We start from the raw sequence: 24614 nt of genomic DNA, 5'->3' as shown, positions 1-24614 counted from the left end.
GCCTCGACCGATCGGAAGCGCAACGCCGATACCGCGGGCCCCCGAACCGCCGGGCATGTACGAGGCGGTCCACGCGTATCCCGACGGCGACGCCACCGTCGCGAGACAGGCCACGACGGCGGCGCGGTACGGCTACGACGGGATCGTCGTCCGGACGCGGGACGCGCTGGCGCGGTCGGGCGGCGACGCCGCGACCCCCGCGACCGACCCCGAGGCGATCGCCGACGAGTACGGGATCGACGTCGTCGACGCGGTCGAGATCGACGTCGACGGACCGACCGCGGCGTCGGGGGCGGTCGGGAACCGTCGGTCCGAACGCACGGTCGTCTGCGTCGTCGGGGGCGACGACCGGCTGAACCGCTACGCGGTCGAGGAGCCCCGCGTCGACGTGCTCGCGCGCCCGAACGCGGGGTCGGGCGGGTTCAACCACGTCCTCGCGAGGGCCGCCCGCGACAACGGCGTCCACGTGGAGTTCGACCTCGGTCCGGTCCTCCGGAGGACGGGCGGGGAACGGGTCCGGGCCCTCGCCGACCTCCGGAAGCTGCGGGAGATCGTGACCTACTACGACGCCCCGCACGTCGTCAGCGCGAACGCCGCCTCCCACCTCGAACTCCGCGCGCCCCGCGAGGTCGTCGCCGTCGCGGCGGAGGTCGGGTTCGATCCCGAGTGGGTCCGCGAGGGGCTCCGCGCGTGGGGCCGCATCGCGGAGCGGAACCGCGAGCGGCTCTCCGGGGATTTCATAGAGCCGGGGGTCCGACGTGGACGGTATGAAACGGAGCGTTGAGGAGCACGCCGCCCGCTTCACCGAGAAGGCGGCCGAGTACGACGACGCGAAGAGCGACGAGTACCACGCCTGTGCGGGCCTCGTCGTCGACTACGCCGACCCCGGACCCGACGACGTGGTTGCGGACCTCGGCGCGGGGACCGGCGCGATCGCGCTGGCGCTCGCGCCCGACGCGAAGCTCGTGCTCGCCAGAGACGTCAGCGAGGGGATGATGGAGGAGGGCCGCCGGAAGGCCTCCGAGGAGCGGATCACCAACGTCGAGTTCGCCTACGGCGAGTTCCGTGAGCCGAACCTCGACGGGCCGGACGGCCAGTCGGTGGACGTCATCACCTCGAACTTCGCGCTCCACCACCTCGCGGACGACGAGAAGCGCGAGGCGATCCGGGTCATGGCCGACACGGGCGCGCGCCGGATCGTCCTCGGCGACGTGATGTTCTTCGAGGAGCCGGACCCCGAGGAGCCCTACTATAGCCCGGAGGTCGACGACCCCGCGACCGTCGGGACGCTCGTGGAGGCGTTCACGTCGGTCGGGTTTGCGGTCGTCGCAGTCGAGCGCGTCCACGACCAGGTCGGCGTGATCGTCGCCGAGCGGATCGGCTCGGGCGACGAGGTGCCCGGTGCGGAGTGACCGAATGCGGAGCGACCGGAGACGGTGTGGTCGGATGCGGTGTGGGCGGATGCGGAGCGACCGGAGACGGTGTGGTCGGATGCGGTGTGGGCGGATGCGGAGCGACCGGGCGGGAAGCCACCGGGTGACCGGTTCGTGAAACACCTCCCGAAACACCTCCGTCCGCGCTGGCGGTACCTGGCCGTCGGGATCGAGGCGTGGCCGGACGCGGCGATCGACCGCCGCGCGTTCCAGCGCGCGCTCTGGTACGCCGCCGGCAACCTCCTCGGCGACGCGGGCAGCGCCGACGCCGGCTTGAAACTGCTCTCCTTCTCGTTTTCGGGGGGCGCGGGCGAGGCGGTCGTCCGGGTCCGTCGCGGCCACGTCGAGGAGGCGCGGGCCGCGATCGGCTGCGTGAGCGCGGTCGACGGCGACGCCGTGGGGATCCGCGTTCGGGGAATCTCCGGGACGGTCCGTGCCTGTGAAGAAAGATATATGGGTCGCGCGGCCGCCAGTTCGACACAGCGAGACGTCGCGTTCGGGGACGCCGAGCGGCCCGCGGTCGTGCGCGGTGACGCGTGCGAGGTGCGGACCGGGTCGGAGTACGTCGGCGCGGCGGCGTTCGACATCGAGTGATATCATGCAGGGCCAATCCCAACAGCAGGCGTACGACCGAGGAATCACCATCTTCTCTCCCGACGGCAGGCTCTACCAGGTCGAGTACGCGCGGGAGGCGGTCAAACGCGGCACGGCGAGCGTCGGCATCCGCGCCGAGGACGGCGTCGTCCTCGCGGCCGACAAGCGCGCCCGCTCCCCGCTCATGGAGCCCGCGAGCATCGAGAAGCTCCACAAGGCCGACGACCACGTCGGCGTCGCCAGCGCGGGTCACGTCGCGGACGCCCGCCAGCTCATCGACTTCGCGCGCCGGCAGGCGCAGGTGAACCGCCTGCGCTACGGCGAGGCGATGGGGATCGAGACGCTGACGAAGACGATCACCGACCACATCCAGCAGTACACCCAGATCGGCGGCGCGCGCCCCTTCGGCGTCGCGCTCATCGTCGGCGGGATCGAGAACGGCGAGCCCCGCCTCTTCGAGACCGATCCCTCCGGGACGCCCTACGAGTGGCAGGCGCTCTCCATCGGGTCGGACCGGAGCGACCTCCGCGACTACCTCGAGTCGGAGTACGAGGAGGGCATCTCCACGGACGAGGCGGTCGGGCTCGCGCTCGACACCCTCGCACAGACCAACGACGAGGGGCTCACCCCCGAGGGCGTCGGCGTCGCCACGATCACCGTCGACGACGAGCAGTACGCCGAGGTGCCCGCCGACGAACTCGAGTCGATCCTCGCCGATCGCGACCTGCTCGCGACCGACGAGGAGGAAGACGCCGACGACGAGGCGGACGCCGACGACGAGAACGACGGGTCCGCCGACGCCGACGAGGAGTAACGCGCTCTCCCCGCGCCACCCCGAAACCGATTTCTTCCGGAGCGCGAACCGATCTCCATGAGCGACGGCGACGCCGGCGGGACCGGGATTCCGGACCGGCAGCGGGCGACGGAATCGACGCTTCCGGCCGGCTACGAACTCCGGGCGACGACGCCCTCGGTCGAGGCGTTCGTCCGGCTCCGCCGGGAGGCCGGCATGAGCGACCGGTCGCGCGAGGCGGTCGAGCGGGGGCTCCCGAACACGACGTACGGCGTCCACGTGGTCGAGGTCGGGACCGGATCGGGGGCGGGAAGGACGGTCGGGATGGCCCGGATCGTCGGCGACGGCGGCTCGATCTTCCACCTCTCGGACATGGCCGTCGCGGAGGCTCACCAGGGACGAGGGATCGGGACGGCGATGATGGACGCGCTCGTCGCCTGGCTCCGTGAGAACGCGCCCGACGGTGCGTACGTCGACCTCCTCGCCGACGTCGAGGGCTTCTACGAGCGGTGGGGGTTCGAGCGGACCGCGCCCGCCTCGAGGGCGATGGGGATCCGCACCGAGGAGCTGTAGCGTCGCCCGCGGTCCGGAACACGCCCGGTGTGGACGCCCCGATCCGGGTCGACTTCGGTGCGCGTCGTCCCCGATCCGGGTCGGGAGAGTTATGCCGGCGGGGGCCGACCGACGACGCGTGCAGAAGACGGTACTCATCACCGGGTGTTCCTCGGGCATCGGCCGCGCGACCGCGCACGCGTTCAACGACGAGGGGTGGACCGTGTACGCCACCGCGCGGAACCCCGCGGACATCGAGACGCTCGGCGAGGCGGGCTGTACGCTGGCGACGCTCGACGTCACCGATCAGGGGGACATCGACCGCGTCGTCGACCGGATCCTCGACGAGGAGGGGGCGATCGACGCGCTCGTCAACAACGCCGGCTACGGCCAGTACGGCCCCATCGAGGACGTTCCGGCCGAGTCGGTCCACGACCAGTTCGACGTCAACGTCTACGGCCCGCACCGACTGACTCGGGCCGTGTTGCCGGCGATGCGCCGCGAGCGCGACGGGACGATCGTGAACGTCTCCTCGGTGGCGGGGCGGGTGTCGTTCCCCGGCGGCGGCGTCTACGCCGGCTCGAAGTTCGCGCTCGAGGCGATGTCGGACGCGCTGCGCAACGAGGTCCGCGAGTTCGGCGTCGACGTCGTCGTCGTCGAGCCGGGATCGGTCAAGACGGCGTTCTGGGACCGCGCGTCGCGGGAGGTCGAACTCGAGGGCGTCGAGCGGTCCGGTGCCTACGAGGACGTCTACGCGCTCTTCGAGGACCTGAAGCTGGTCGGCGGCGACGGGCCGGGCGCGGTCGAGCCGTCGGTCGTCGCCGCGGAGATCCTCAACGCGGCGAGCGCGACGAAACCGCCCGCCCGCGTCCAGCCGGGGGCGGCCGGCCGCGTCGGCGTGCTCGCGCGATTCCTCCCCGACGCGTTGCGCGACAAGGCGTTCGATCTGATCCGGAACGTCACGTCGTAGCCGGGATCCCGCCGGGAGCGCGACGCTCCCGCCCCGTCAGTCGTCGGCACGACGCGACCCTCAGTCGCCGGCGTCGACCGCGAACGGGCTCTCCCCCTCACGCCACGCCCACCCGGGGAGCCGCGTCTGAAAGCCGGCGGCGAGCGCGGCGTCGAGGTCGTCCGCGCCGGCGGTGCCCGCGCCGGCCGCGTCCTCCTCGGCCGTGGCGTCGCGGTCGACGTGGACGTCCGCGAAGTGGAACGTCGCCTGCGCGAGCAGCGAGAGGGGCTGGCCGCCGGCGATCGCCGCCGCCAGCTCCCGGCCGAGGACCTCGTCGACGACGAACCCGGGGTAGTCGCCAGCGACGTCGAGGTCGCGGAGGAGCGCGGCGTAGCCGGTCACGTTGACCCCGACCTCGCCGTCCGCGAAGACGGCGTCGACCTCGCGCCGGTAGGTCTCCTCCGCGACGCGATCGACCTCGGCGTCGAACAGGTCCCCGAGCCGGTCGCGGGTGTCGTTGAGGATCGGGACGACGACGGGGGCGCGGTCGCGGACGCGGGCGTGCTCCTCGCGGACGGTCTCGGGGGTGACGCGCATGGGCCGACCACGCCGGCGAGCGGTATCCGTTTTGCGAAGTCTTTTATAACGATGGGGGTCTACTTCGAGGCAAGCGGGTTTTCGCTGGCTGTTCCCGCAACGGTACATACGGACAGTACTTCCACTATGCCTACCCCGTCACGGTCGAGCGCGAAGGCGACGCGTATCGATACCGCTCCGACCCGACGGCGGCGGCGATCTACGGCCCGCGGTGAGCTATGAGCCAAGTCGATAAGCAACTCGAGAACCTGAAGTCGACGATAGAACAGGAGGTCCCGAACGACGTGAGCGTCACGGACGTCAAATACGAGGGGCCGGAACTGGTCGTGTACACCCGGGATCCGAAGCGGTTCGCGGGCGACGGCGACCTGATCCGGCGACTCGCCTCGAAGCTCCGCAAGCGGATCACGGTCCGCCCGGACCCGTCGGTGCTCTCGCCGCCGAAGCAGGCGGAAGGCGAGGTCAGAGACGTGATTCCCGAGGACGCGGGCGTGACCGACCTCGACTTCCACGAGGACACCGGCGAGGTGGTGATCGAGGCCGAAAAGCCCGGCATGGTGATCGGCCGACGGGGCTCCACGCTCCGGGAGATCACCCAGGAGATCGGCTGGACCCCGGAGGTCGTCCGGACCCCGCCGATCGAGTCCTCGACCGTCTCGAACGTCCGCAACTTCCTGAAGAACGAGCGCGAGGAGCGCCGCGACATCCTCGAACGCGTCGGCAGGCAGATCCACCGCGAGGAGATGTCCGACGACGAGTGGGTCCGGATCACGACGCTCGGCTGCTGTCGCGAGGTCGGCCGCGCCGCGTTCGTGCTCTCGACGCCGGAGACCCGCGTCCTCATCGACTGCGGGGACAAACCCGGCGCGGAGGGCGAGGTCCCGTACCTCCAGGTGCCCGAGGCGCTCGGGGCGGGCGCGGCGACGCTCGACGCCGTCGTGTTGACCCACGCCCACCTCGACCACTCCGCGCTCCTCCCGCTGCTGTTCAAGTACGGTTACGACGGCCCGGTGTACACCACCGAGCCGACCCGCGACCTGATGGGACTGCTCCAGCTCGACTACCTCGACGTGGCGGCCAAGGAGGGCCGCACGCCGCCGTACGAGTCCGCGCAGGTCCGCGAGACGATCAAACACACGATCCCGCTGGAGTTCGGCGACGTGACGGACATCGCGCCGGACATCAAGCTCACCTTCCACAACGCGGGGCACATCCTCGGCAGCGCAGTGACCCACTTCCACATCGGCGACGGCCTCTACAACGTCGCCTTCTCCGGGGACATCCACTACGAGGACACCCGCCTGTTCAACGGCGCGGTCAACGACTTCCCGCGCGTCGAGACACTGGTGCTCGAGTCGACCTACGGCGGCCGCAACGACTACCAGACCGACCAGGAGGACTCCGAGGAGGCGCTCAAACGCGTCATCAACGAGACGTACGAGCAGGGCGGGAAGGTCGTCATCCCGGCGTTCGCGGTCGGGCGCTCCCAGGAGATCATGCTCGTGTTGGAGGAGGCGATGCGGGAGGGGGAGATCCCGGAGATGCCGGTCCACCTCGACGGGATGATATGGGAGGCGACCGCGATCCACACCACCTATCCCGAGTACCTCCGTGACGAGCTCCGAAACCGGATCTTCCACGAGGACGAGAACCCGTTCCTCGCCGAGGAGTTCAACCACATCGACGGCGGCGAGGACGAGCGCCAGGACGTCGCCGACGGCGAGGAGTGTATCGTCCTCTCCACGTCGGGGATGGTCGAGGGCGGCCCGATCATGTCGTGGCTCCGCCACATCGGCCCGGACCCGGACTCGACGCTCATGTTCGTCGGCTACCAGGCGCAGGGGACGCTCGGCCGTCGGATCCAGAACGGCTGGGACGAGATCCCCGTCTCCGACTGGGGCAACGGCGGCCGCGGCGACACCCTCTCGCTCGAGATGGGCGTCGAGACCGTCGACGGCTTCTCCGGCCACGCCGACCGCCAGGGCCTAGAGAACTTCGTGAAGACGATGAACCCGCGCCCCGAGAAGGTGCTGTGCGTCCACGGCGACGAGCGGTCCGTCCAGGACCTCTCGTCGGCGCTGTATCACGACTACAACATGCGGACGTTCGCGCCGAAGAACCTCGAGACGTTCCGGTTCAAGTGAGCCGGCGACCGGCGTGACGGCGTCCGTCGCACCGTCGCTGCCGCGTCGTCTCGGCCGCGCTTGCGGCTGATCCTTTAATACTCGCCGAGCCGATGGCAATCCATGCGCATCGCGCTCATCGCCCACGACGAACTCAAAGACGAGATGGTCGCGTTCGTGGAGACGCACGCGGACGTGCTGGCCGAACACGAACTGGTCACGACGGGCACCACCGGCAAGCGGATCGCCGACGAGACCGGGCTGGCCGTGAACCGGCAGGCCTCCGGGCCGCTCGGCGGCGACCTCCAGATCGGGGCGATGGTGGCGAACGGCGCGATAGACGGGCTGGTCTTCCTGCGGGACCCGCTCACCGCCCAGCCGCACGAGCCGGACATCTCCGCGCTGTTGCGCGTCTGCGACGTGAAGGACGTGCCGGTGGCGACGAACGTCGCGTCGGCGGAGCTGCTCGTTCGGGGCCTTCTCCTCGGGGAACACCCGATCGCCGAGGAGCTCTTGGACGAGGAGTCCCCGCTCCGCGACGGCGGGTCTCACGAGTGATAACCGGACGGGCGAGGTTTATGTCCGGGGCGTCCTAGCCGCGGTCGATGGGGACCGATCCCGGCCGAGACTCGACGGACGAACCCGCCAGCGGGTCGGCGACCCCTCCCGCGACGCGGGCGTCAGTGGCCGTCCTCCTCGCGTGTCTCGTCGCGGTCGCGGCCGTCTCCGGCGGGGTCGTCGGAGTCGTCGGGGCGGCCGACGGGCCGGTCGCGGGAGGGACCACGGACGCGCCCGAGGGAGCCGCCGAGCGCGAGGTCGGACCGCTGACCGAGTGTTTCGCCGGCGAGGGGTACCCGCTCGCGATAGGCGACCCGCCGGCGACGATCGACGCGCTCGTCCACGTCTCCGTGCTCACCGACCCGCGTGCGGGCGACGAGTTCGGCGTCGAACTCGCCGGGACGCTCGACGGCGACCCGGTCGTGACGCTCGCGGCCGGCGTCCGGCTGAACGCGCCCGGACTGATCGCGACCGGGATCGACCCGTTCGCGGCGTTCGACCTGCTGTACGCCTACGAGCTCCGGCTGCCGATGTTCGACGGCGGGATTGACGAGACGACCTACCGCGAGGACCGCCCGCCGGTCGGCTCGGCCGCCGGCGCGGTCCCGTGTTGAGACCGGACGTCGGCTTCGACGCGTCGTCGTCGAGCGACGGCCGCCCCGCCGTCGGTCCGCGGTCGCCGGTCCGCCGTCGATCCGCGATTACCGGCCCGCAGTCGGCTGGTCTGCCGTCACCGGCTCGCCGTTTCCGGTCCGGCGGTGGGTTTATTTTCGTCGGTTCGAGAACGTTCCGACGCGCCATGTCCGACGAGCCGCTGGAGGACTTCCTGATCCTGCGCGAACTGGGAGAGCCGATCACCGAGGAGGAGCTGGCCGCCGCCGGCGACGCGTCCGGCGACGCCCTTGAGCAGCTCCGCGAGGAGGGCGTCGGCATCGAGTGGGTCGACTCCGAGGTCATGACCAACGAGGACGGCGAGGTGACCGGGACGTTCTGTCACTACCGCGCCGAGGACGAGGCGGCGGTCCGCGAGCATGCCGAGCGCGCCGGGCTGCCGGCGACGCGTATCGACCGCCGCGGGGAGCCCCTCGAGGGCGAGTGAGGCCGTCAGTCGGGACGCACCGCACGCACGAGCCCCAAGAGATCCCGTCTCGCGTCGTTCGCGTCCGCGTCGAGCCGGTACGCGCCGCCCGCGAGCAGGTACGGCCCGGCCTCCCACACCGCGAGCAGCGCCTCGACCGGGACCGTCCCCCGTCGAGCGCGCAGCGGCCGCGGAAGGTGACGAGCGTCGCCTCGGCGGCGTCGGGGTCGTCGACCGCCAGCGACCGCTCCCCGCGGGGCTCGACCGCCTCGATGTCGCGCTCGGCGAGCCGGTCGCGAAAGCCCGCCCTGGCCCGGTTCTCGACGAGTCGAGTGAGCGCGGCGTTCGGGGACGTCTCGGGACGGATCCGGAGGCGACTCGCGAAGAAGAAGGGGCGCGGCTCCGGGCGGTCGTCGCGCTCGTACCGGACCGTGCTCGCGGTCACCGACACGGGACCGGCGGCGAACGGGCGGTCGGTCGTCTCGTCGACGCGCCGCCAGCCGTCGAGGCGGTCGGCGGGGACGACCGGCGGGTCCATACCGACCCCGTTCGGCCGGAACGCACGTAAACGAACGGGGCCGTGAGCCGGGAGGCCGGGGGATCGGTTTATGGTCGCTCGACCGCTCTCGGCGCACGTGACCGAGCAACGCTACCTCGCCGACGACACGGTCCGGCGGTTCGAGGCGACCGTCGAGCGAACCCTCGAGGACCGAGTCGTCCTCGACGGAACCCACTTCTACCCGACCGGCGGCGGCCAGCCGCACGACACCGGGACGCTCCGCGTCGCCGACGACCCCGACCGCCGCTTCCGGGTCGTCGACGTCGAGAAGTCCGACGCGATCTACCACACGCTCGAACCCGTCGACGGGAACGCCGACGGCGACGGTCCCGCGACGCCGAGCGACCTCCCCGAACCCGGAACCGCCGTGATCGGCGAGATAGACTGGGACCGCCGCCGGGCGCACGCGCGGTACCACACCGCACAGCACCTGCTGTCGGCGCTCCTCTTAGAGGAGTACGGCGCGCGCACGACCGGGAACCAGCTGTACGCCGACCGCGCCCATCTCGACGCGGCGTACGACCGGTTCGAGGCCGACGACCTCGACCGGATCGAGGCGCGGCTCAACGAACTCGTCGACGACGACCGCCCCGTCACGAGCTACACGATGGCCCGCGAGGACGCGGAGGCGACGCTCGACACCGATCGGACGCGGATCGACCTGCTTCCGGACTCGATAACCGAGTTGCGGATCGTCGAGATCGGCGGGGCCGACGCGGCGGCCGGAGACGTCGCCGACGCGGCCAGCGACGACGCCGACCCGTACGACCGGACGGCCTGTGCGGGGACGCACGTCGGGTCCACCGGCGAGATCGGCGAGGTCGTCGTCACCGGCCGCGAGACGAAGGGGAGCGGGGAAGAGCGGATCCGGTTCGCCCTCGCCGACCACGTCGCGTGAGATCCGTCGCCGACTCCGACCGCGAGGTACTCGAAGTTCCCGCGGGCGCGACCGCGGGATCCCGCCGCTTATGTGTGTGACCTCTCGTTGGTTCGTACATGAAGTTCTGCGACGAGTGCGGCTCGATGATGAAGTCGGGCGAGGGCGAGGATCACTGGGTCTGTGACGCCTGCGGCTACGAGGTCGGCCGCGACGAGGACGACGAGGACGCCTGGACGACGCAGTCACAGGAGGAGTCGGAGATCGTCGACGTCAGCGACGCCGAGGACAAGGGGCTCCCGGAGACGACGGCACACTGCCCCGAGTGCGGCAACGACCGCGCGTACTGGTACATGCAGCAGATCCGCTCCGCCGACGAGTCCGAGACCCGATTCTTCGTCTGTACCGAGTGTGAACACAAGTGGCGCGAGGACGACCACTGAACCGTCCCGCGTCACCGGGCGCGGAGTCGACCCGCGCTCTCAGCCCCTCGTCGTAACGACTAAGAACGGAACGCCCCTCCGTTAGGTCAATGAATCACGAGTTTTTCGCCCGAGGTGGTCTCCGTGGGCGTCGAGATTAAGGAAACGGAGGTGGACGACGAGGACTTCGAGGAGATGAAACGGTTCGTGCGGGACTACCTCGCGGCCAGCGTCGAGAGCGAGGAGGACGGCGGCCGGATGCGGTGGTACCCCTGGCACTCGGCGGAGTACCGCTTCAACCACATCCTCAACGTGGTCGACCTCGCGGAGGAGATCGCCGACGCCGAGGGCGCGGACGTCGACGTGGTCCGCGTGGCGGCGGCGTTCCACGACGTGGCCAAACTCGAGGTCGACCAGGACGTCCACGCCGAGGCCGGCGCGCGCGTCGCCCGCGAGTACCTCCAGAGCCGCGGCAACTACCCGGAGTCGTTCATCGAGGAGGTGTGCGGAGCGATCGTCGACCACTCCTACACCGGCGACCTGGCCGACGTGCCGCTGGAGAGCCGATGTCTGATCGAGGCCGACGTGCTCGACAAGGTCGGCGCGAACGGGGCCGTGTTGATGCTGTTGCGGATGGGCTACGAGTCCCGCACCCACATGGACGCGGCGAAGATGGTCGACCGGGTGCTCGAGCGCGGCCGCGACCACACCGACCGCGTCGTCTCCGACACCGCGGAGAGCATCGCCCACCAGCGGATCAAACGCGTCCAGTGGATCCGCGAGTGGCTCGAGGAGGAGGTCAGCAGAATGGACGCGAACGGCGTCACCGAGCGGTAGCGAGTCGGTTCCACGCCGCCCGCGTCGCGATCGGACTACGCCTCCGGGTCCACCGCCGGGAGCGTCCGCGACAGGTACCGGCTCGTCTCCTCCCGGACCGCGTCGGTCCACTCGCGGTCGGTCGTCGTCGACCAGCGGAACATCGCGCCGGTCGCGAGCGTCTGGAGCGTCTCCGCGACCGCCGCCGGCTCGACGTCGGCCGCGGGACCGCCCGGCGCGGAGTTCCGTCCCGCGGTCGACTCGGCGGCCGCCTCCCGGACCGAGCGCTCGAGGAACCGGCGGAACACGCGGTCGCTCCGGTCGAAGTGCTCGCGGTACGCCTCGTCGGTCGCCGCCTGCGCGCGGAGTTCGACCATCGCGGCGAGGAAGGGCCCGTCGGGGGCGTGCTCGTCGTCGACGTCGTCGGGGTCGGTCATCGCGGCCACGTAGGCGTCGAGGCGCGCCCGCGGCGGGAGGTCGAAGGCGTCCCCCGAGACGGCCGTCTCGAAGCCGTCGAGCAGGTACTCGAGGAGGTCGACCAGCAGGTCGTCCTTCCCGTCGTAGTGGTGGTACACGAGCGAGGGGCTCTTCTCGAACGCCTCGCCGATCCGCTTTATCGTGAGGTCCGCGTACCCGTGTTCACAGAGCGCGCGGAAGGCCGCGCCGAGGATGGCCTCGCGCGTGTCCGCCGGCTCCGTGAACGGGTCGTCCATGCGGAGTGTACCGGAGTGAGGTATATATCCCTCCTGATTGAACGTTCATTCAACACGCTTATGCCACGGGCGTGAGAGACGAACCCATGACTCGATCACCGGCGATCGGAGGGCCGTCCCTCCGAGGCCGCGGCGTCGCGCTCGCGGCCGCCGCCTCCGCCGCCGTTCTCACGTCCCGTCCCCGCGTCCCGTCCGACATTCCGGTTCCCGCCCTCCGAGCACCCGCTTCCCGACGCTCCGAGGACGGAGGTGAGCGGTGACGCCGCCGAGCGGGCGCACGGCGGTCGCGGTCGTCGTCGCGGGCGCGCTCCTCGTCGCCGCGGTCGGGAGCTTCGGCGGCGTCGCCGCGCAGCCGACGCCGGCCCCCGCAGCGACGACTCCCGCAGCGACGGCCCCCGCGGAGGCGATCTCCGTGGCCGACGGCGACGCGGTCGACCAGCTCGGACAGGTCCGCGGCGAGCCCGACCTCGAGGCGTACCTCCCCCAGCCGACGGTGCCCACCGGCGGCGAGACGACGATCGAGGTCGACCTCCTCAACACCGGCGAGATGTCCATCGGGAGCGACGTCGACCCGCGCGTGACGACCGCGCGGAGCCTCACGCTCGAGGCGGAGGCCGAGGACGACGACGACCCGATCGCGGTGACGAGCGAGGAGATCGCCGTCGGCGACGTGCCGCCGGGCACGCCCACCTCGGTCCCGATCGAGATCGCCGTCCCCGACGACGCGGCGGACGGCGAGTACCAGCTCGACGTGACGGTCGACTACCACTACACGCGGACCATCGTTCCGAACAGCAGCACCAACTACGACTCCTCCCGGAGCGAGGAGCTGGACGTCACCGTCGTGGTCGACGACGGGGCGCGGTTCGCCATCGTCGACGCCGAGACCGACGCGCAGGTGGGCGGGACCGGCGAGGTGAACGCCACGCTGCGGAACGTCGGCGACGAGACCGCCCGCGACGCGATCGTCACGGGGAGCGTCTCGGGCAGCGGCGTCACCGTGGGCGCGAACGGTCCGCCGGACGTGTTCGTCGGCGACTGGGCTCCCGGCGAGAACCGAACCGTGACGTTCGACTCCTCGGTCGCGCCCGACTTCGCCGGCGGGACCTACGTGTTGCGCTCGAGCGTCGAGTACCGCGACGGCGACGGGGCGGAGGTCACCTCGCCGTCCTCGCGGGTCGGGGTGACGCCGACGCCCGAACAGCGGTTCGCCGTCGACGGGGTCGACGGCAGCTTGGAGGTGGGCCACTCGGGCAACGTCACCGGGACGGTCGAAAACGACGGCCCGCTGGCCGTCGACGACGCCGTGCTCGTCGCCGAGTCCACGAGCCCCGGCGTGACGTTCCCCGAGAGCCGGTACGCGCTCCCCGACCTCGAGCCCGGCGAGTCGACGGCGTTCTCGCTCGACGCCGACGTGACTCCGGAGGCCGACGCCGGCCCGCGACAGTTCCGGTTCACCGTCGAACACGGGAGCGGCGACCGCGTCGCGACCGACGAGTCGACCGCGCGGATCGAGGTGGGGCCCGGCCAGTCGTTCGCGGTCGACGGCGTCGACTCGACCCTGGAGGTGGGGTACTCGGGATCGATAGACGGGATGCTCACGAACGACGGACCGCGGACCGTCGACGAGGCGGTGCTGGTGGCCGAGCCGCAGAGCACGCGGGTGACGCTCGGCGAGAGCCGGTACGCGCTCCCCGACCTCGAGCCCGGCGACTCGACGGCGTTCTCGTTCGACGCCGACGTGAGCGGACAGGCCGATCCGGGCCCTCGACAGGTTCGGTTCACCGTGGAGTACATGGGCGACGACGCGACGCTGACCGACGAGTCGACCGCGCGGATCGAGGTCGCCCCGCGGCAGCCGGAGTTCGCGATCGAGGCCGACGACCCGGTCGTGCCGGCCGGCGAGACGCGGCGGATCACCTTCGAGATCACCAACCAACGCCCCGAGACGCTCTCGTCGATCAACGCCGGGCTGTACGCCGACGATCCGATCTCACCCGTGACGGACGAGGCGTTCGTCGACGAGCTCGAGCCCGGCGAGTCGAGGGAGATCTGGTTCGAGGTCTCCGCGTCGGGGAGCGCGGGCGCCAGGACGTACCCGATCGAGTTGGACTTCCGGTACGACGACGAGCAGGGGAACGACCGGATCTCGGACGTGACTCAGTACCCGCTCGAGGTGACCGAGCCCGTCGACGACGGCGGGGGCGGTCCCTCGATCGGCACGATCGTTCTCGGGATCCTCGTCCTCGCCGGGCTCGTCGGCGGGGCGGTCTGGTACCGCGGGCGACAGTGACCCGATGACGGGACCCGACCCGCGTCGATCCCGGCGGAGGCGGTCGCCGCGACCGCGCCGGCCGCCGCGGCCGCGAGCGAGGCGCGTCGCACGGCGCTCGCGGGGGCGGCGGTGACCGCCGCCGATCGGGTCGTCGAGCGCATCGACGAGCTCGCCACCGGTCGGCCGGTCGCCGTCGTCGTCGCGTTCCTGCTCGTGAGCGTCGTCGCGTTCGGCGGCGTCACGGCCATCTCGACGTCGGCGGGGGCCGACCAGTTCACCCAGGACATCCCGGCCCAGCAGGCGCTCGACGAGATCGACGAGGAGTTCGAGTCCTCGATCGGCGGCTCGGCCACCGCCGCGCAGGTCATCGTCACCGGGGACAACGTCCTCTCGCGGGACGCGCTCGTGCGGATCCTCGAGACGCAGGAGCGACTCGAGTCGCGTTCGACGCTCCGGGTCGCGTCGACGACGAGCCACGCGAACGCGATCGCCCGCCGGCTCGACTCGTCGGCCGAGACGCCCGGCGAACAGCGCGACGCGGTCGCGGCGGCGACGCCGACCGAGCTCGCCGCCGCGATCGCGGCGGCCGACGAGTCCGGCGCGGTGGCCGCGCAGGTGTCGACGGACTACAATCCGACCGCACAGCAGGCCGACAGCGCGATCGTCGGCGTCACCTACGACGTGCCCGACGCGGCGACGACCGCGCGGGTCGAGACGCTCCAGGTCCGGAGCGTCGAGGTCGTCGACTCGGTGCCGGGCATGGAGGCCGGCGAGAACGCGATCCTGTTCGGCGACGGGATCCTTCAGAGCGAGATCAACGCGCTCTTGACTGACACCGCGGTCATCGTCTTCCCCGCGGCGGTCCTGTTCATCCTCTTTTTCCTGCTCTTCGCCTACCGCGACCCGATCGACATGCTGCTCGGGCTCTCCGCGCTCGGGATGTCGGTGCTGTGGACATTCGGGTTCATGGGGTACGCCGGCATTCCCTTCTCGGACTCGCTCGTCACCGTCTTCCCGCTCCTCGTCGCGGTCGGGATCGACTTCGGGATCCACATCATCAACCGGTACCGCGAGGAGCGGCTGGCGGGCGGCGGGATCGGCGACTCGATGCGGACGACGACCGACCAGCTGTTCATCGCGTTCCTGCTCGTGACGATCACGACCGTGGTCAGCCTGATCGCCAACGTCGTGAGCCCGTTCGACCCGAACCGGGACTTCGGGATCGTCGCCGCCGTGGGGATGGTGTTCACCCTGGTGGTCTTCGGCGTCTACCTCCCCGCGGCGAAGGTGCTCGTCGACCGGTGGCGCGAGCGGCTGCCGGTCCCCGAGTTCGGGTCGACGCCGCTCGGGACTGGCGGGTCGCGGCTCGGGCGCGTCCTCCACGTCGGCGTCGACCTCTCGCGGGTCGCGCCGATCGCCGTCGTGGTCGTCGTGCTCCTCGGCGGGGCGCTCGGCGGTGCGTACGGGACGGGCGTCGACACCGAGTTCTCCGAGGAGGCGTTCTTCCCGGACGAGGATCGGCTGGAGACGTACAGCCAGCTTCCGGAGCCGCTCGCGCCGACCGAGTACACGTTCCTCGACGTGCTCACCCTCTTCGAGGAGGAGTTCGACCAGGACTTCGTCGGGTCGGTGACGCTGTATATCGACCAGTCGGTCCGCGACGACGACTCGCTCGAGCTCATCGACCGGACCACGCGGAACCCGCCGGAGACGTTCGCGACGACCGACCGGCGTCGCGCACAGAGCACCAGCATCGTCACCGTGATCGAGGACCGTGCCGAGAGCGACCCCGAGTTCCGCCGGCTCGTCCAGCGGAACGACCGCCTCGGCACGGGCGTCCCCGACCGCAACGTCGACGAGGTGTACGACGCGCTGCTCGACTCCTCCGCGGAGGAGCGAGCGCGCGGCTACATCGCCGCCGACCGCGGCAGCGCCCGCATCGACTACACGATCCGGCCGGGCGTCGAGAGCGCCCAGGCGGTCGCGGACGCGCGGGCGCTCGCCGAGCGGACGCCGCTGAACGCGGTCGCGACCGGGACCCTCGTCGTCAACGAGGCCGTGATCGATCTGCTCCTCGAGTCGGCCGTCCGGAGCCTGATCGCGGCGTTCGTCTTCACGGCGGCGTTCCTCATGTTATCCTACCGGTACTTGGAGGGGAAGGCGGTGTACGGCGTTCTCAACCTCGTCCCCGTGCTCGCGACCGTCGGACTCCTGGCGGGATCGATGTGGCTGCTCGACATCCCGCTGACGCCGATCAACGCGCCCATCCTCTCCGTGTCCATCGGGCTCGGGGTGGATTACACCGTCCACTTCGTCCACCGGTTCGTCGACGAGTACAAGGCCGGCGAGCCGCTTCAGGAGGCGCTCGACGTCACCATCGGCGGCACCGGCGGCGCGCTCACCGGGAGCATGCTCACGACCGTCACCGGCCTCGGCGTGCTCTGGCTCGCCGTGATCCCGCTGATCCAGGAGTTCGGCGCGCTGCTCGCGCTCGGCGTGCTCTACGCGTACCTCTGTTCGATCGTGTTGGTTCCTTCCTTGGTGGTCGTCTGGGACCGCTACGGCTCCCGCGTCGGGCTCGGGCTGGAGGCGACGCTTCGGGAGGAGAGCGAGGCGGAGCGCGGGGGACGGTAGGGTCGGAGGTCCGTCGAGATCCTGTCTTCGGACACCGTCGGCGTGAAACGCCCGATGCGACTCGAGTACTTATAGTACGGCTGTTTCGTGTGTAATCGAGGTGATGAGAACGGTGTCGTTGCTGGCGCGGTGAACTCTTTCAAAGCCCCAGCCGCCCCGCACAGCCCCGCACCTCACGCCTCCCCAGCCTCGTCGGCCGCCCTTCGCTTCGCTCCGGTCGGCCGACTCCCTCGCGGGCTCCTCGTGCCCCTCCGGGACACTCGGAGGCGCGCCACCGCTCCGGCGATCGCTCGTTGCTTCGACTGTACTGACCGCGATGGAACAGCACGTTTCAGCGGTAGAGAGCTTCAGCGGAACCGATCCGGACCTCGCTCAGTCGTCGGCGCGGGGCGTCGGCGGCGACCCGGAGAGCCGGTCGCGGTCGTGGGAGGCCTCGAAGTCGAGGTCGGGGCCGCGCGCGATGATGCCCGAGGGAGTCACGTCCGGGTGGGTCGTGTAGTAGTGCTCCTTGATGTGGTCCATGTTCACCGTGTCGGCGACGCCCGGGGTGGTGTACAGGTCGCGCAGGTACGGCCAGAGGTGCTCGTACTGGTGGATATACTGGCGATTACACATGAAGTGGGTGTGGTACACCTGATCGAAGCGGATCAGGGTGGTGAACAGACAGACGTCCGCCTCCGTCAGGGTGTCGCCGACGAGGTACCGGCGGTCCGAGAGGTGGTCGTCCCAGCGGTCGAGCGCGCCGAAGAGGTCGTCGACGGCGTCGTCGTACGCCTCCTGTGAGGTCGCGAAGCCGGCGCGGTAGACGCCGTTGTTGACGGGCTCGTAGATCTCGGTGATGACCTCGTCCACCCGGTCGCGCTCGGCGGGGTCGTCGGGGAGGAGCGAGACGTCGTTGCCGAGGTCGTCGAAGGCGGTCGTCAGCATGCGGAGGACCTCGCGGGACTCGTTGTTGACGATCGTCTCCTCCTCGGTGTCCCAGAGAACCGGAACCGTCACCCGGCAGGTCGCGTCGGGGTCGGCCTCGACGTACAGCTCCCGGAGGTAGTCGCTGCCGTGGAGGTGGTCGGGCGTACACCCCTCCTTGTCGGGCGTGAACTGCCAGCCGTCCTCGCCGCGCCACGGGTCGACGACGCTGACGCCGATGGCGTCCTCCAGGCCGAGCAGCGACCGCGCCAGCAGCGTGCGGTGGGCCCACGGGCAGGCGTACGAGACGTACAGGTGGTACCGCCCCGCCTCGGGCTGGAAGCGCTCGTCCGGCTCGGCGTCGACGCCCTCGGGCACGTCGCTGCCGGCGATCCAGCTCCGGAAGGTGGTCTCGCCGCGCTGGAAGGCCCCGTCCTCGTCGGTCGATTCGTACGCGTCGGTTCGCCACTCGCCGTCGACGAGCTGGTTCATACCCGAACGACGGGCTCGAGACCCATAACGAGGGCGGGGACGTGCGCGTCGCCGGGCGACCGTGTCGGTCCGCCGTGTCCGCGATCGTTGCCGCATGCCGACGGGTTTAACCCGGCCGACGCGGTATACACCTCCATCATGGCCGCACAGGCGATGGATCGCGTTCCGCGATCGTAACGAGGAGTTCTACGTGAGCACGGACAGTTCAGCGCGGGCGACGGCCGCTCGCCGATCGACGTGGGGTGTACAGAGATGTTGACCGGCAGCGAGAGCGAGGCGGCCGAGGAGGACCGGGATGCCTCGGATCCGGAGGCTTCGGACCGCGAGGTCCCGGCCGACGCGAACTCGATGGTTCGCGCCGGGATCGACGCGGCCGCGTTGAAGCCGGCCGAGTGCGACGTCTCCCGGGCGGTCGACCTCCCGGTCGACAGCGTGGCGATCGACTACGAGGGTCGCGAGCACTTCCCGGACGCCGCGACGCTCGAGGCGATCGCCGCCGAGAAGTCGCTGTACGTCACCACGCCCGTCCGCGCGGACGGGTTCGACCCGCTCGGCGACGACTCGCTGCTCGACCGGATCCCCGACCGGGCGCGCCGACTGCTCGTCGCTGGACACGGCGCGTACCTCGACGAGTCGGAGGCGTCCCGAGCGATCGCCCCGCGGTTCGGGGCCGCCCGGAAGGCCGCGCCGGACGCGTGGATCGGGACCGAGGGCGTCGAGCGGCTCGCGCTCGCGGCCGGCGGGACGCAGTACGAGCTGCTCTCGCGGTCGACCGACCGGGACGCACGGGCGCTCCGCGCCGCCGGCTTCGACGGCGAGATAGCGGTCTACGCCCCGACCGTGCTGACCGACGACGAGGACGCGGTCCTCGAGGCGGTCGGCGCGTACGTCTCCCGGCGTCGCCCGGTCGCCCGCGCGCTCCCCGGCGGGGACGGTCCCGGCGAGGAGACCCCCCGACGGACGCGACCGCCACCGGGCGAGCACGCGAGGTGCTCTCGGCGGCCGCGCGCGACTTCGCGCTCGTCGGCTCGCCGGAGACGGTCCGCGAGCGCGTCGAGGAGCTCCGGGAGGCCGGCGTCGACCGCGTCGTCGGCTACCCCGCCCGCGGGATAGACGAGTTCCTCTCGTAGGGACCTCCCGCCGCCGGACCGTTTTTATCGCCGCTTCGAGAAGGGTCGTCGATGACAGACTCGAACCCTTCGGACGCTGTGGAGCCCTCGGACGCCGTCGGACCCGCGGACCCGTCCGTGGCGGTCGTCGGCGGCGGCGCGGTCGGCGTCACCGCCGCCCACGACCTCGCCGCGCGCGGCGCGACCGTGACGCTCCTCGAGCGGGACGACCTCGCGAGCGGCGCGTCCGGGCGGGCGGCGGGCGTGCTCTACGACGCCTACGCCGAGGACGTCGACGCCGCGGTCGGGGCCCGCGCGATGGAGCGCTTCCGGGCGTTCGACCGGACGCTGTCCGGCTTCGCGTTCACGCCCTGTCCGTACGTCATCGCCGTCCGCGAGGGCGACGAGGACGCCGAGGCGGTGCCGGAGATGGTCGACCGCATGCGCGGGCACGGCCGGGAGGTCGCCGTCGTCGACCCCGAGGAACTCGGCGAGCGGTTCCCGCTCCGGACGGACGACCTCGCGATCGCGGCCGTCGGCGAGGGAGCGGGCTGGGCCGACCCCGGCAGCTACGTCGTCGCGCTCGGCGAGCGCGCGGCGCGGGAGGGCGTGACCGTCGAGACGAACGCCGAGGTCGAACTCGTCGCGGACGCGGGCGCGACGCTCCGCGTCGACGGGGCCGAACGGGAGTTCGACGCGGTCGTCGTCGCGGTCGGCGCGCACACCGAGCGGTTCCTCGAGGATGGCGGGATCGCGGTGCCGGTGAAGCCGTACCGCGTCCAGGCGCTGACGAGCCGGGTCGCCTACGACGGCCCGATGACGTACGACGCGACCGCCGGCGTCTACTTCCGGCCGCACCCGACCGGGCTGTTGGCGGGCGACGGCACCGAGCCGTTCGAGGCCGATCCCGACGCGTACGACCGCGAGGGCGACGACTGGTTCGTCGAGAACGTCTCGGGGACGCTCCGCGAGCGCGCCGACCACGACCCCGAGGTGGAGCGCGCGTGGGCCGGACTGTGTACGGCCACGCCGGACGGCGACCCGATCCTGGGCCCGGTCGGAGAGGGCGTCTTCGTCGCCGCCGGCTGGCAGGGCCACGGGTTCATGCGCGCGCCGGCGACCGGCGAGATCCTCGCGGAGGGCGTGCTCGCGTCGCTGTCGGGCGCGTCGGTCGACGATCCCGGTTCGCCGTGGATCGAGGCGTTCGACCCGAACCGGTTCGAGGGCGACGAGACGTTCGAGATCGAGGAAGGGATGTCGGTGAGCAACCGGTGAGCTACGAGCCGTCGTCGGCCTCGCCGTCCGGATCGTCGGTCGCCTCGGTCCCCTCCTCGCCCTCCTCGATCACGTCGACCGCCTCGGCCGCGCCGTCCTTCGGGATCTCGACGCGGAGCGTGCCGTTGCGGGTGAGCGTCGCGTTCGCGCCGTGGGGAGTCACGTCGGCGTCGGCGGGGAGTTCGGCGCTGCCGGAGAGGGTGAGCCCGCGGCCGGGGAACACCACGTCGAACCCGTCGTAGAAGTCGCGGAAGCGATCGAGCCGCACCTCGACGGTCCGGTCGAGGAACGTCACGTCCACGTCCTCGCCCCTCACGCCGGCCGCGTCGAAGACGACGAGGTAGGCGTCGTCGCTCTCGAGGAGGTCCGAGGAGAGGGGCCGCCGCTCCTGCATCCGGCTCCAGCCGCGACCGACGCGCTCGAGCGCCTGCCGGAGGACCGAGCGGCCGGTGTCGACGATGCGGGTCACGGGGTCACACCTCGATCTCGGACAGATCGCTCCCGCCGCAGTACGGGCACGTCAGGTCGGAAACGGCGTGGTCGTCGGGCACGTCGTAGGTGTAGTGGTTCTCGAACATGTCGAGTTCGCAGTCGTCGCTCTCGCATTTGACCTCCATCGTCGATGGCATTGCCCGATCGTTGGACCGGCGACGGCTTAAACGACGTGGCGGCGGCGACGAGAGCAGCGGACCGAGTTCGGTCGGGCCGGCTCAGACGCCGAACCCGCGCAGTCGCTCGGGAACGACGGTCCGCTCGGCGAGGACGACGAGGACCGTCCCGACCGCGACGCCGACGAGGAGGACGTCGAGCCACCGGAGCAGCGGGAGCCCGAACGCGAGCGAGCCGCCCAGCCACACCGGGAACGCGAGCAGCGCGAGAGCGATCCCGACGATCCGGAGCGTCTCCCGTCGGTCCTCGGGGAGCCGGTCGCGGGCGAGCCACGCGACCGGGCCGACGAGGAGCGCGCTCGCGACCGCGACGGCGAGGAGGACGGCCCACGGAACTCCGCCGGCCTCGAGGAGCCGAGCGGCGCTCAGGGCGGCCAGGAGCCCGACGGAGCCGTACGTGAGGAGGGTCGCGCGGCGGGGAGACATACGTGATCGTTTCGCCTCGATCAGTCATAAACGATCGGAGGAGAGAATCCAGAGAATACAAGAATACATACATATACACATACATTTATATCGAAAACCGAGTGATCCAGCAGATATGCCCATCGGTATCGACGAGTTCGACTCGCGCGACCCGGACCAGCGGGAGACGAACGGGGAACGGGTCGTCACGTTCCTGGTCCGCAACCGCGACAAGGCGTACAAGGCGGCCGAGATCGCCGAAGCGACCGGGATCAACGAGAACTCGATCCATCCGGTGTTGAAGCGGCTCGCGGATCGCGGTCTGGTTCGTCACCGGAAACCGTACTGGGCCATCGGCGATCTCGAGACGGTCCGGGAGGCGACGACGTTCGCCTCGACGGCAGGCTTCCTCGACGAGGAACTCGGACCGGAGAGCCGGGAGGAGTGGCTGGCCGCGGCGCGGGAGGGGGACGCGGAGAGCGACGAGGACGGGGAAGACGAGTGAGCGGTTCGGATCCCGCCTTCGACGACCTCGAACGAGGTCACGTGGTTCTCGCACCCGACCCGTTCAAATCGGAAGACGACGCGACCCGTCCGTGGGTCGTCGTCAACACCGAACGACATCCCTTCGATAAGCGACAATACGTCGTCATGGGGTTGACGACGAGGACGTGGTACGACGAGCGGATCCCGATCGAACCGGATCAGTATCGTCACCGACGTGCGCCGCGGGACAGTTCGGTAGTTCCGCACGCAGTGGCGTCGCTCGTTCCGAAACTGATGACGGCCTACGTCTGTCGTATCGAGAGCGAACCGCTCGATCGAGCGGTCGAAACGCTTTCTGCGTATCTGTAACCGGAGAGACGAACGTATCGAGCGGCTTGTCGCCCCACCGTTCCGCACGCGTTTTCCCTCTCGGCCGAGTACGGGCCTCCAACATGACCGATCCGGCCGACCTCTCCGTCACCGTCGTCGACGGCTACGTCGACGAGCCGGCGCACTTCGGGGTGCCGCCGTACGTCTCGACGTACCCGCGGTACACGGCCGGCGCGCTCGTCGACGCGGGCGTCCCCGAGGGACAGATCACCTACCACACCATCGACGAACTCCGCGACGACCGGAACAAACGCGCGGACGTCGCCGACGCGGATCTCTTCGTCTACGTCGGCGGGATGACCGTCCCCGGCAGCTACGTCGGCGGCACGCCCGCCGAGCCGGACGAGGTGCGCGAGCTGGGGTGGACCGCCGACGGCGTCACGCTGCTCGGCGGCCCGGTCCGCTTCGGCGTCGGCGAGGAGAACGCCGGCGCACAGGAGACCGAGCGCGACGACCTCGACTACGACTTCGTCGCGAAGGGGGACGTGGAGGCCGCCGCCCACGACCTCGTCGCGAACGGGCTCGAGGGATTCAACGATCGGATGCGCGACAACGACGAGGTCGACCGGTGGGCGGCGAAGGGGGCGTTCGTCGTCGAACACCACCCCAACCACCCCGACTACCTCATCTGCGAGATGGAGACCTCCCGCGGCTGTGCCTACCGCTGTTCGTTCTGTACGGAGCCGCTCTACGGCAACCCGTCGTTCCGGGAGGCGCGCTCCGTCGTCGACGAGGTGGACGCGCTCTCGGAGAGGGGCGTCAAGCACTTCCGGCTGGGTCGGCAGGCCGACATCCTCGCGTTCGGCGGCGACGGCGAGGCCCCGAACCCCGACGCGCTCCGGGAGCTGTACGGCGGGATCCGCGAGGTCGCGCCCGACCTCGAGACGCTCCACCTCGACAACATGAACCCGGTGACGATCACCGACTACCCCGAGGCCTCCCGCGAGGCGATCCGGGTCATCGCCGAACACAACACGCCGGGCGACACGGCGGCGTTCGGGCTCGAGTCCGCCGACCCGGTCGTCCAGGAGGAGAACAACCTGCTCGTCACCGCGGAGGAGTGTCTGGAGGCGGTCCGCGTCGTCAACGAGGAGGGCGGCTGGCGGCCGGGCGACCCGACGGCCGGCGAACCCGGCGGCGTCGAGGGGCCGGACCCCGACCGCCGCTACGGCCCCTCCACCGGGCCCGACGCCTCGCCGCGGCTGCCGAAGCTCCTCCCAGGGATCAACCTCGTCCACGGGCTCGCGGGCGAGCGCCCGGAGACGTACGAACACAACAAGCGGTTCCTCCAGTCGGTCTACGACGAGGGACTCATGCTCCGCCGGATCAACGTCCGACAGGTGATGGCGTTCGCGGGCACGGAGATGGCGGAGACCGGCGCGGAGATCGCGAAGGAGCACAGGGACCGCTTCCAGGCGTACAAACGCGAGGTTCGCGAGACGATCGACAACCCGATGCTCGACCGGGTGGTCCCGCCCGGCACGGTCCTCCCCGACGTCCACCTGGAGTACCACCAGGACGGCAAGACGTTCGGCCGTCAGCTCGGCACCTACGCGCTGCTCGTCGCCGTCCCCGGCGAGCGCGAGCTGGGAACCGCCATCGACGTGGCGGTCACGGACCACGGCTACCGCTCCGTGACGGGGGTCCCGTACCCGCTCGACGTCAACGCGGCCTCGATGGACGAGCTGACCGCGATCCCCGGGATCAACCGGAACACGGCGGGAGACGTCGTCGTCGGCCGCCCTTACGAGACCGTCGACGCGGTCGACGCCGGCGTCGCCGACCTCTCGCGGTTCGCGGTCGCCGGCGACACGCGCGTCCCGATCCCCGGCCGCGAGCGCGCCGGCTCCGGCCCCGGTCCCGACGCCAGGTCGCCGCTCGGTCGGGGGGACTGACGGATCGGAGGAACT

General features: G+C 70.9%; 25 protein-coding genes and 2 pseudogenes. 20 read left to right on the top strand and 7 right to left on the bottom strand.

The annotated features are described in order from the left end of the window. Positions 1-55: 55 nt before the first annotated feature. The 6 genes from AXA68_RS07800 to AXA68_RS07775 all read left to right on the top strand — a co-directional run bounded on the left by AXA68_RS07800 (position 56) and on the right by AXA68_RS07775 (position 4342). Entirely contained in the window at positions 56-784 is a 729-nt protein-coding gene (locus AXA68_RS07800; protein WP_066414961.1) for an RNase P subunit p30 family protein, read from the top strand. After that, complete coding sequence (locus tag AXA68_RS07795) at positions 768-1412, top strand: class I SAM-dependent methyltransferase (protein WP_066414959.1); 645 nt, start codon at positions 768-770, stop codon at positions 1410-1412. Before AXA68_RS07800 ends, AXA68_RS07795 begins: the two co-directional genes overlap by 17 nt. A gap of 135 nt (positions 1413-1547) precedes the next feature. Continuing rightward, positions 1548-2027 carry an Rpp14/Pop5 family protein gene (locus AXA68_RS07790; protein ID WP_066414957.1) on the top strand — a complete coding sequence of 160 codons (480 nt, stop codon included), beginning with the start codon at positions 1548-1550 and terminating at the stop codon, positions 2025-2027. 4 nt (positions 2028-2031) lie between these two features. Continuing rightward, positions 2032-2841, top strand: coding sequence for an archaeal proteasome endopeptidase complex subunit alpha (psmA, locus tag AXA68_RS07785; protein WP_066414955.1), 810 nt, complete (start codon positions 2032-2034; stop codon positions 2839-2841). Positions 2842-2898: 57 nt separating this feature from the next. After that, a complete protein-coding gene (locus AXA68_RS07780; RefSeq protein WP_080505181.1) occupies positions 2899-3393 on the top strand; it encodes a GNAT family N-acetyltransferase in 495 nt (164 codons plus the stop codon). 91 nt (positions 3394-3484) lie between these two features. Then, positions 3485-4342, top strand: a complete 858-nt coding sequence (locus AXA68_RS07775; protein WP_066414951.1) for an SDR family oxidoreductase — start codon at positions 3485-3487, stop codon at positions 4340-4342. 60 nt (positions 4343-4402) lie between these two features. Here the strand turns inward: AXA68_RS07775 and AXA68_RS07770 are convergent, their stop codons facing one another. Further along, a complete protein-coding gene (locus AXA68_RS07770; RefSeq protein WP_066414950.1) occupies positions 4403-4918 on the bottom strand; it encodes a hypothetical protein in 516 nt (171 codons plus the stop codon). A 218-nt stretch (positions 4919-5136) separates the two neighbouring features. Here AXA68_RS07770 and AXA68_RS07765 point away from each other — a divergent pair, with 218 nt between their 5' ends. The 4 genes from AXA68_RS07765 (at position 5137) to AXA68_RS07750 (ending at position 8698) form a co-directional block, all read left to right on the top strand. Then, positions 5137-7062 carry a beta-CASP ribonuclease aCPSF1 gene (locus AXA68_RS07765; RefSeq protein ID WP_066414947.1) on the top strand — a complete coding sequence of 642 codons (1926 nt, stop codon included), beginning with the start codon at positions 5137-5139 and terminating at the stop codon, positions 7060-7062. A gap of 102 nt (positions 7063-7164) precedes the next feature. Continuing rightward, on the top strand, positions 7165-7599 hold the full coding sequence (locus AXA68_RS07760) for a methylglyoxal synthase (RefSeq protein WP_080505180.1): 435 nt from the start codon (positions 7165-7167) through the stop codon (positions 7597-7599). A gap of 47 nt (positions 7600-7646) precedes the next feature. After that, positions 7647-8213, top strand: a complete 567-nt coding sequence (locus tag AXA68_RS07755; RefSeq protein WP_232745068.1) for a DUF7332 family protein — start codon at positions 7647-7649, stop codon at positions 8211-8213. A 185-nt stretch (positions 8214-8398) separates the two neighbouring features. Continuing rightward, positions 8399-8698, top strand: coding sequence for a DUF4242 domain-containing protein (locus tag AXA68_RS07750; RefSeq protein ID WP_066414945.1), 300 nt, complete (start codon positions 8399-8401; stop codon positions 8696-8698). A 5-nt stretch (positions 8699-8703) separates the two neighbouring features. On the opposite strand, the pseudogene AXA68_RS07745 reads toward AXA68_RS07750, so the two are convergent. After that, a pseudogene (locus AXA68_RS07745) lies at positions 8704-9215 on the bottom strand (hypothetical protein). A gap of 97 nt (positions 9216-9312) precedes the next feature. On the opposite strand from AXA68_RS07745, the gene AXA68_RS07740 reads away from it, so the two are divergent. From AXA68_RS07740 to AXA68_RS07730, 3 genes are all read left to right on the top strand, one after another. Continuing rightward, positions 9313-10134, top strand: a complete 822-nt coding sequence (locus tag AXA68_RS07740; RefSeq protein WP_066414942.1) for an alanyl-tRNA editing protein — start codon at positions 9313-9315, stop codon at positions 10132-10134. A gap of 98 nt (positions 10135-10232) precedes the next feature. After that, complete coding sequence (locus AXA68_RS07735; protein WP_066414939.1) at positions 10233-10556, top strand: transcription factor S; 324 nt, start codon at positions 10233-10235, stop codon at positions 10554-10556. A 114-nt stretch (positions 10557-10670) separates the two neighbouring features. Then, positions 10671-11372 (top strand): HD domain-containing protein, encoded by a 702-nt coding sequence (locus AXA68_RS07730; RefSeq protein ID WP_066414936.1) that lies wholly within the window; start codon positions 10671-10673, stop codon positions 11370-11372. A gap of 35 nt (positions 11373-11407) precedes the next feature. Here AXA68_RS07730 and AXA68_RS07725 read toward each other — a convergent pair whose 3' ends face one another. Then, positions 11408-12064 carry a TetR family transcriptional regulator gene (locus tag AXA68_RS07725; RefSeq protein WP_066414933.1) on the bottom strand — a complete coding sequence of 219 codons (657 nt, stop codon included), beginning with the start codon at positions 12062-12064 and terminating at the stop codon, positions 11408-11410. Between the two features lie 256 nt (positions 12065-12320). On the opposite strand from AXA68_RS07725, the gene AXA68_RS07720 reads away from it, so the two are divergent. Then, on the top strand, positions 12321-14357 hold the full coding sequence (locus tag AXA68_RS07720; protein ID WP_066414931.1) for a COG1361 S-layer family protein: 2037 nt from the start codon (positions 12321-12323) through the stop codon (positions 14355-14357). A 111-nt stretch (positions 14358-14468) separates the two neighbouring features. After that, positions 14469-16973 (top strand): efflux RND transporter permease subunit, encoded by a 2505-nt coding sequence (locus tag AXA68_RS07715; RefSeq protein ID WP_066414929.1) that lies wholly within the window; start codon positions 14469-14471, stop codon positions 16971-16973. 372 nt (positions 16974-17345) lie between these two features. Here AXA68_RS07715 and AXA68_RS07710 read toward each other — a convergent pair whose 3' ends face one another. Next, positions 17346-18371: a glutathione S-transferase family protein gene (locus AXA68_RS07710; protein WP_066414927.1), complete on the bottom strand. Its 1026-nt coding sequence runs from the start codon at positions 18369-18371 to the stop codon at positions 17346-17348. 348 nt (positions 18372-18719) lie between these two features. Here AXA68_RS07710 and AXA68_RS07705 point away from each other — a divergent pair. Together AXA68_RS07705 and AXA68_RS07700 are read left to right on the top strand one after the other, a co-directional pair. Then, a pseudogene (locus AXA68_RS07705) lies at positions 18720-19501 on the top strand (DUF7388 family protein). A gap of 51 nt (positions 19502-19552) precedes the next feature. Beyond that, positions 19553-20755, top strand: coding sequence for an NAD(P)/FAD-dependent oxidoreductase (locus AXA68_RS07700; protein WP_066414925.1), 1203 nt, complete (start codon positions 19553-19555; stop codon positions 20753-20755). Position 20756: 1 nt separating this feature from the next. Here AXA68_RS07700 and AXA68_RS07695 read toward each other — a convergent pair whose 3' ends face one another. The 3 genes from AXA68_RS07695 to AXA68_RS07690 form a co-directional block, all read right to left on the bottom strand. Then, positions 20757-21224, bottom strand: coding sequence for an Hsp20/alpha crystallin family protein (locus AXA68_RS07695; RefSeq protein ID WP_066414922.1), 468 nt, complete (start codon positions 21222-21224; stop codon positions 20757-20759). A gap of 4 nt (positions 21225-21228) precedes the next feature. After that, positions 21229-21384 (bottom strand): DUF7559 family protein, encoded by a 156-nt coding sequence (locus AXA68_RS17070; protein WP_198530033.1) that lies wholly within the window; start codon positions 21382-21384, stop codon positions 21229-21231. A gap of 81 nt (positions 21385-21465) precedes the next feature. Next, positions 21466-21849: a hypothetical protein gene (locus tag AXA68_RS07690; protein ID WP_066414919.1), complete on the bottom strand. Its 384-nt coding sequence runs from the start codon at positions 21847-21849 to the stop codon at positions 21466-21468. A 115-nt stretch (positions 21850-21964) separates the two neighbouring features. Here AXA68_RS07690 and AXA68_RS07685 point away from each other — a divergent pair, with 115 nt between their 5' ends. The 3 genes from AXA68_RS07685 (at position 21965) to AXA68_RS07675 (ending at position 24599) form a co-directional block, all read left to right on the top strand. Further along, on the top strand, positions 21965-22333 hold the full coding sequence (locus AXA68_RS07685; RefSeq protein ID WP_066414913.1) for a helix-turn-helix domain-containing protein: 369 nt from the start codon (positions 21965-21967) through the stop codon (positions 22331-22333). Beyond that, positions 22273-22683 (top strand): type II toxin-antitoxin system PemK/MazF family toxin, encoded by a 411-nt coding sequence (locus AXA68_RS17580; RefSeq protein ID WP_394326468.1) that lies wholly within the window; start codon positions 22273-22275, stop codon positions 22681-22683. Before AXA68_RS07685 ends, AXA68_RS17580 begins: the two co-directional genes overlap by 61 nt. Before the next feature lie 83 nt (positions 22684-22766). Further along, positions 22767-24599, top strand: coding sequence for a radical SAM protein (locus AXA68_RS07675; protein ID WP_066414907.1), 1833 nt, complete (start codon positions 22767-22769; stop codon positions 24597-24599). Positions 24600-24614 lie beyond the last annotated feature (15 nt).

This window comes from Halorubrum aethiopicum (assembly GCF_001542905.1).
In the GTDB taxonomy this organism is placed as follows: Archaea; Halobacteriota; Halobacteria; order Halobacteriales; family Haloferacaceae; genus Halorubrum; species Halorubrum aethiopicum.
The sequence above is the reverse complement of the archived record's forward strand: the minus strand, read 5'-3'. Positions and strand labels throughout refer to the sequence as shown.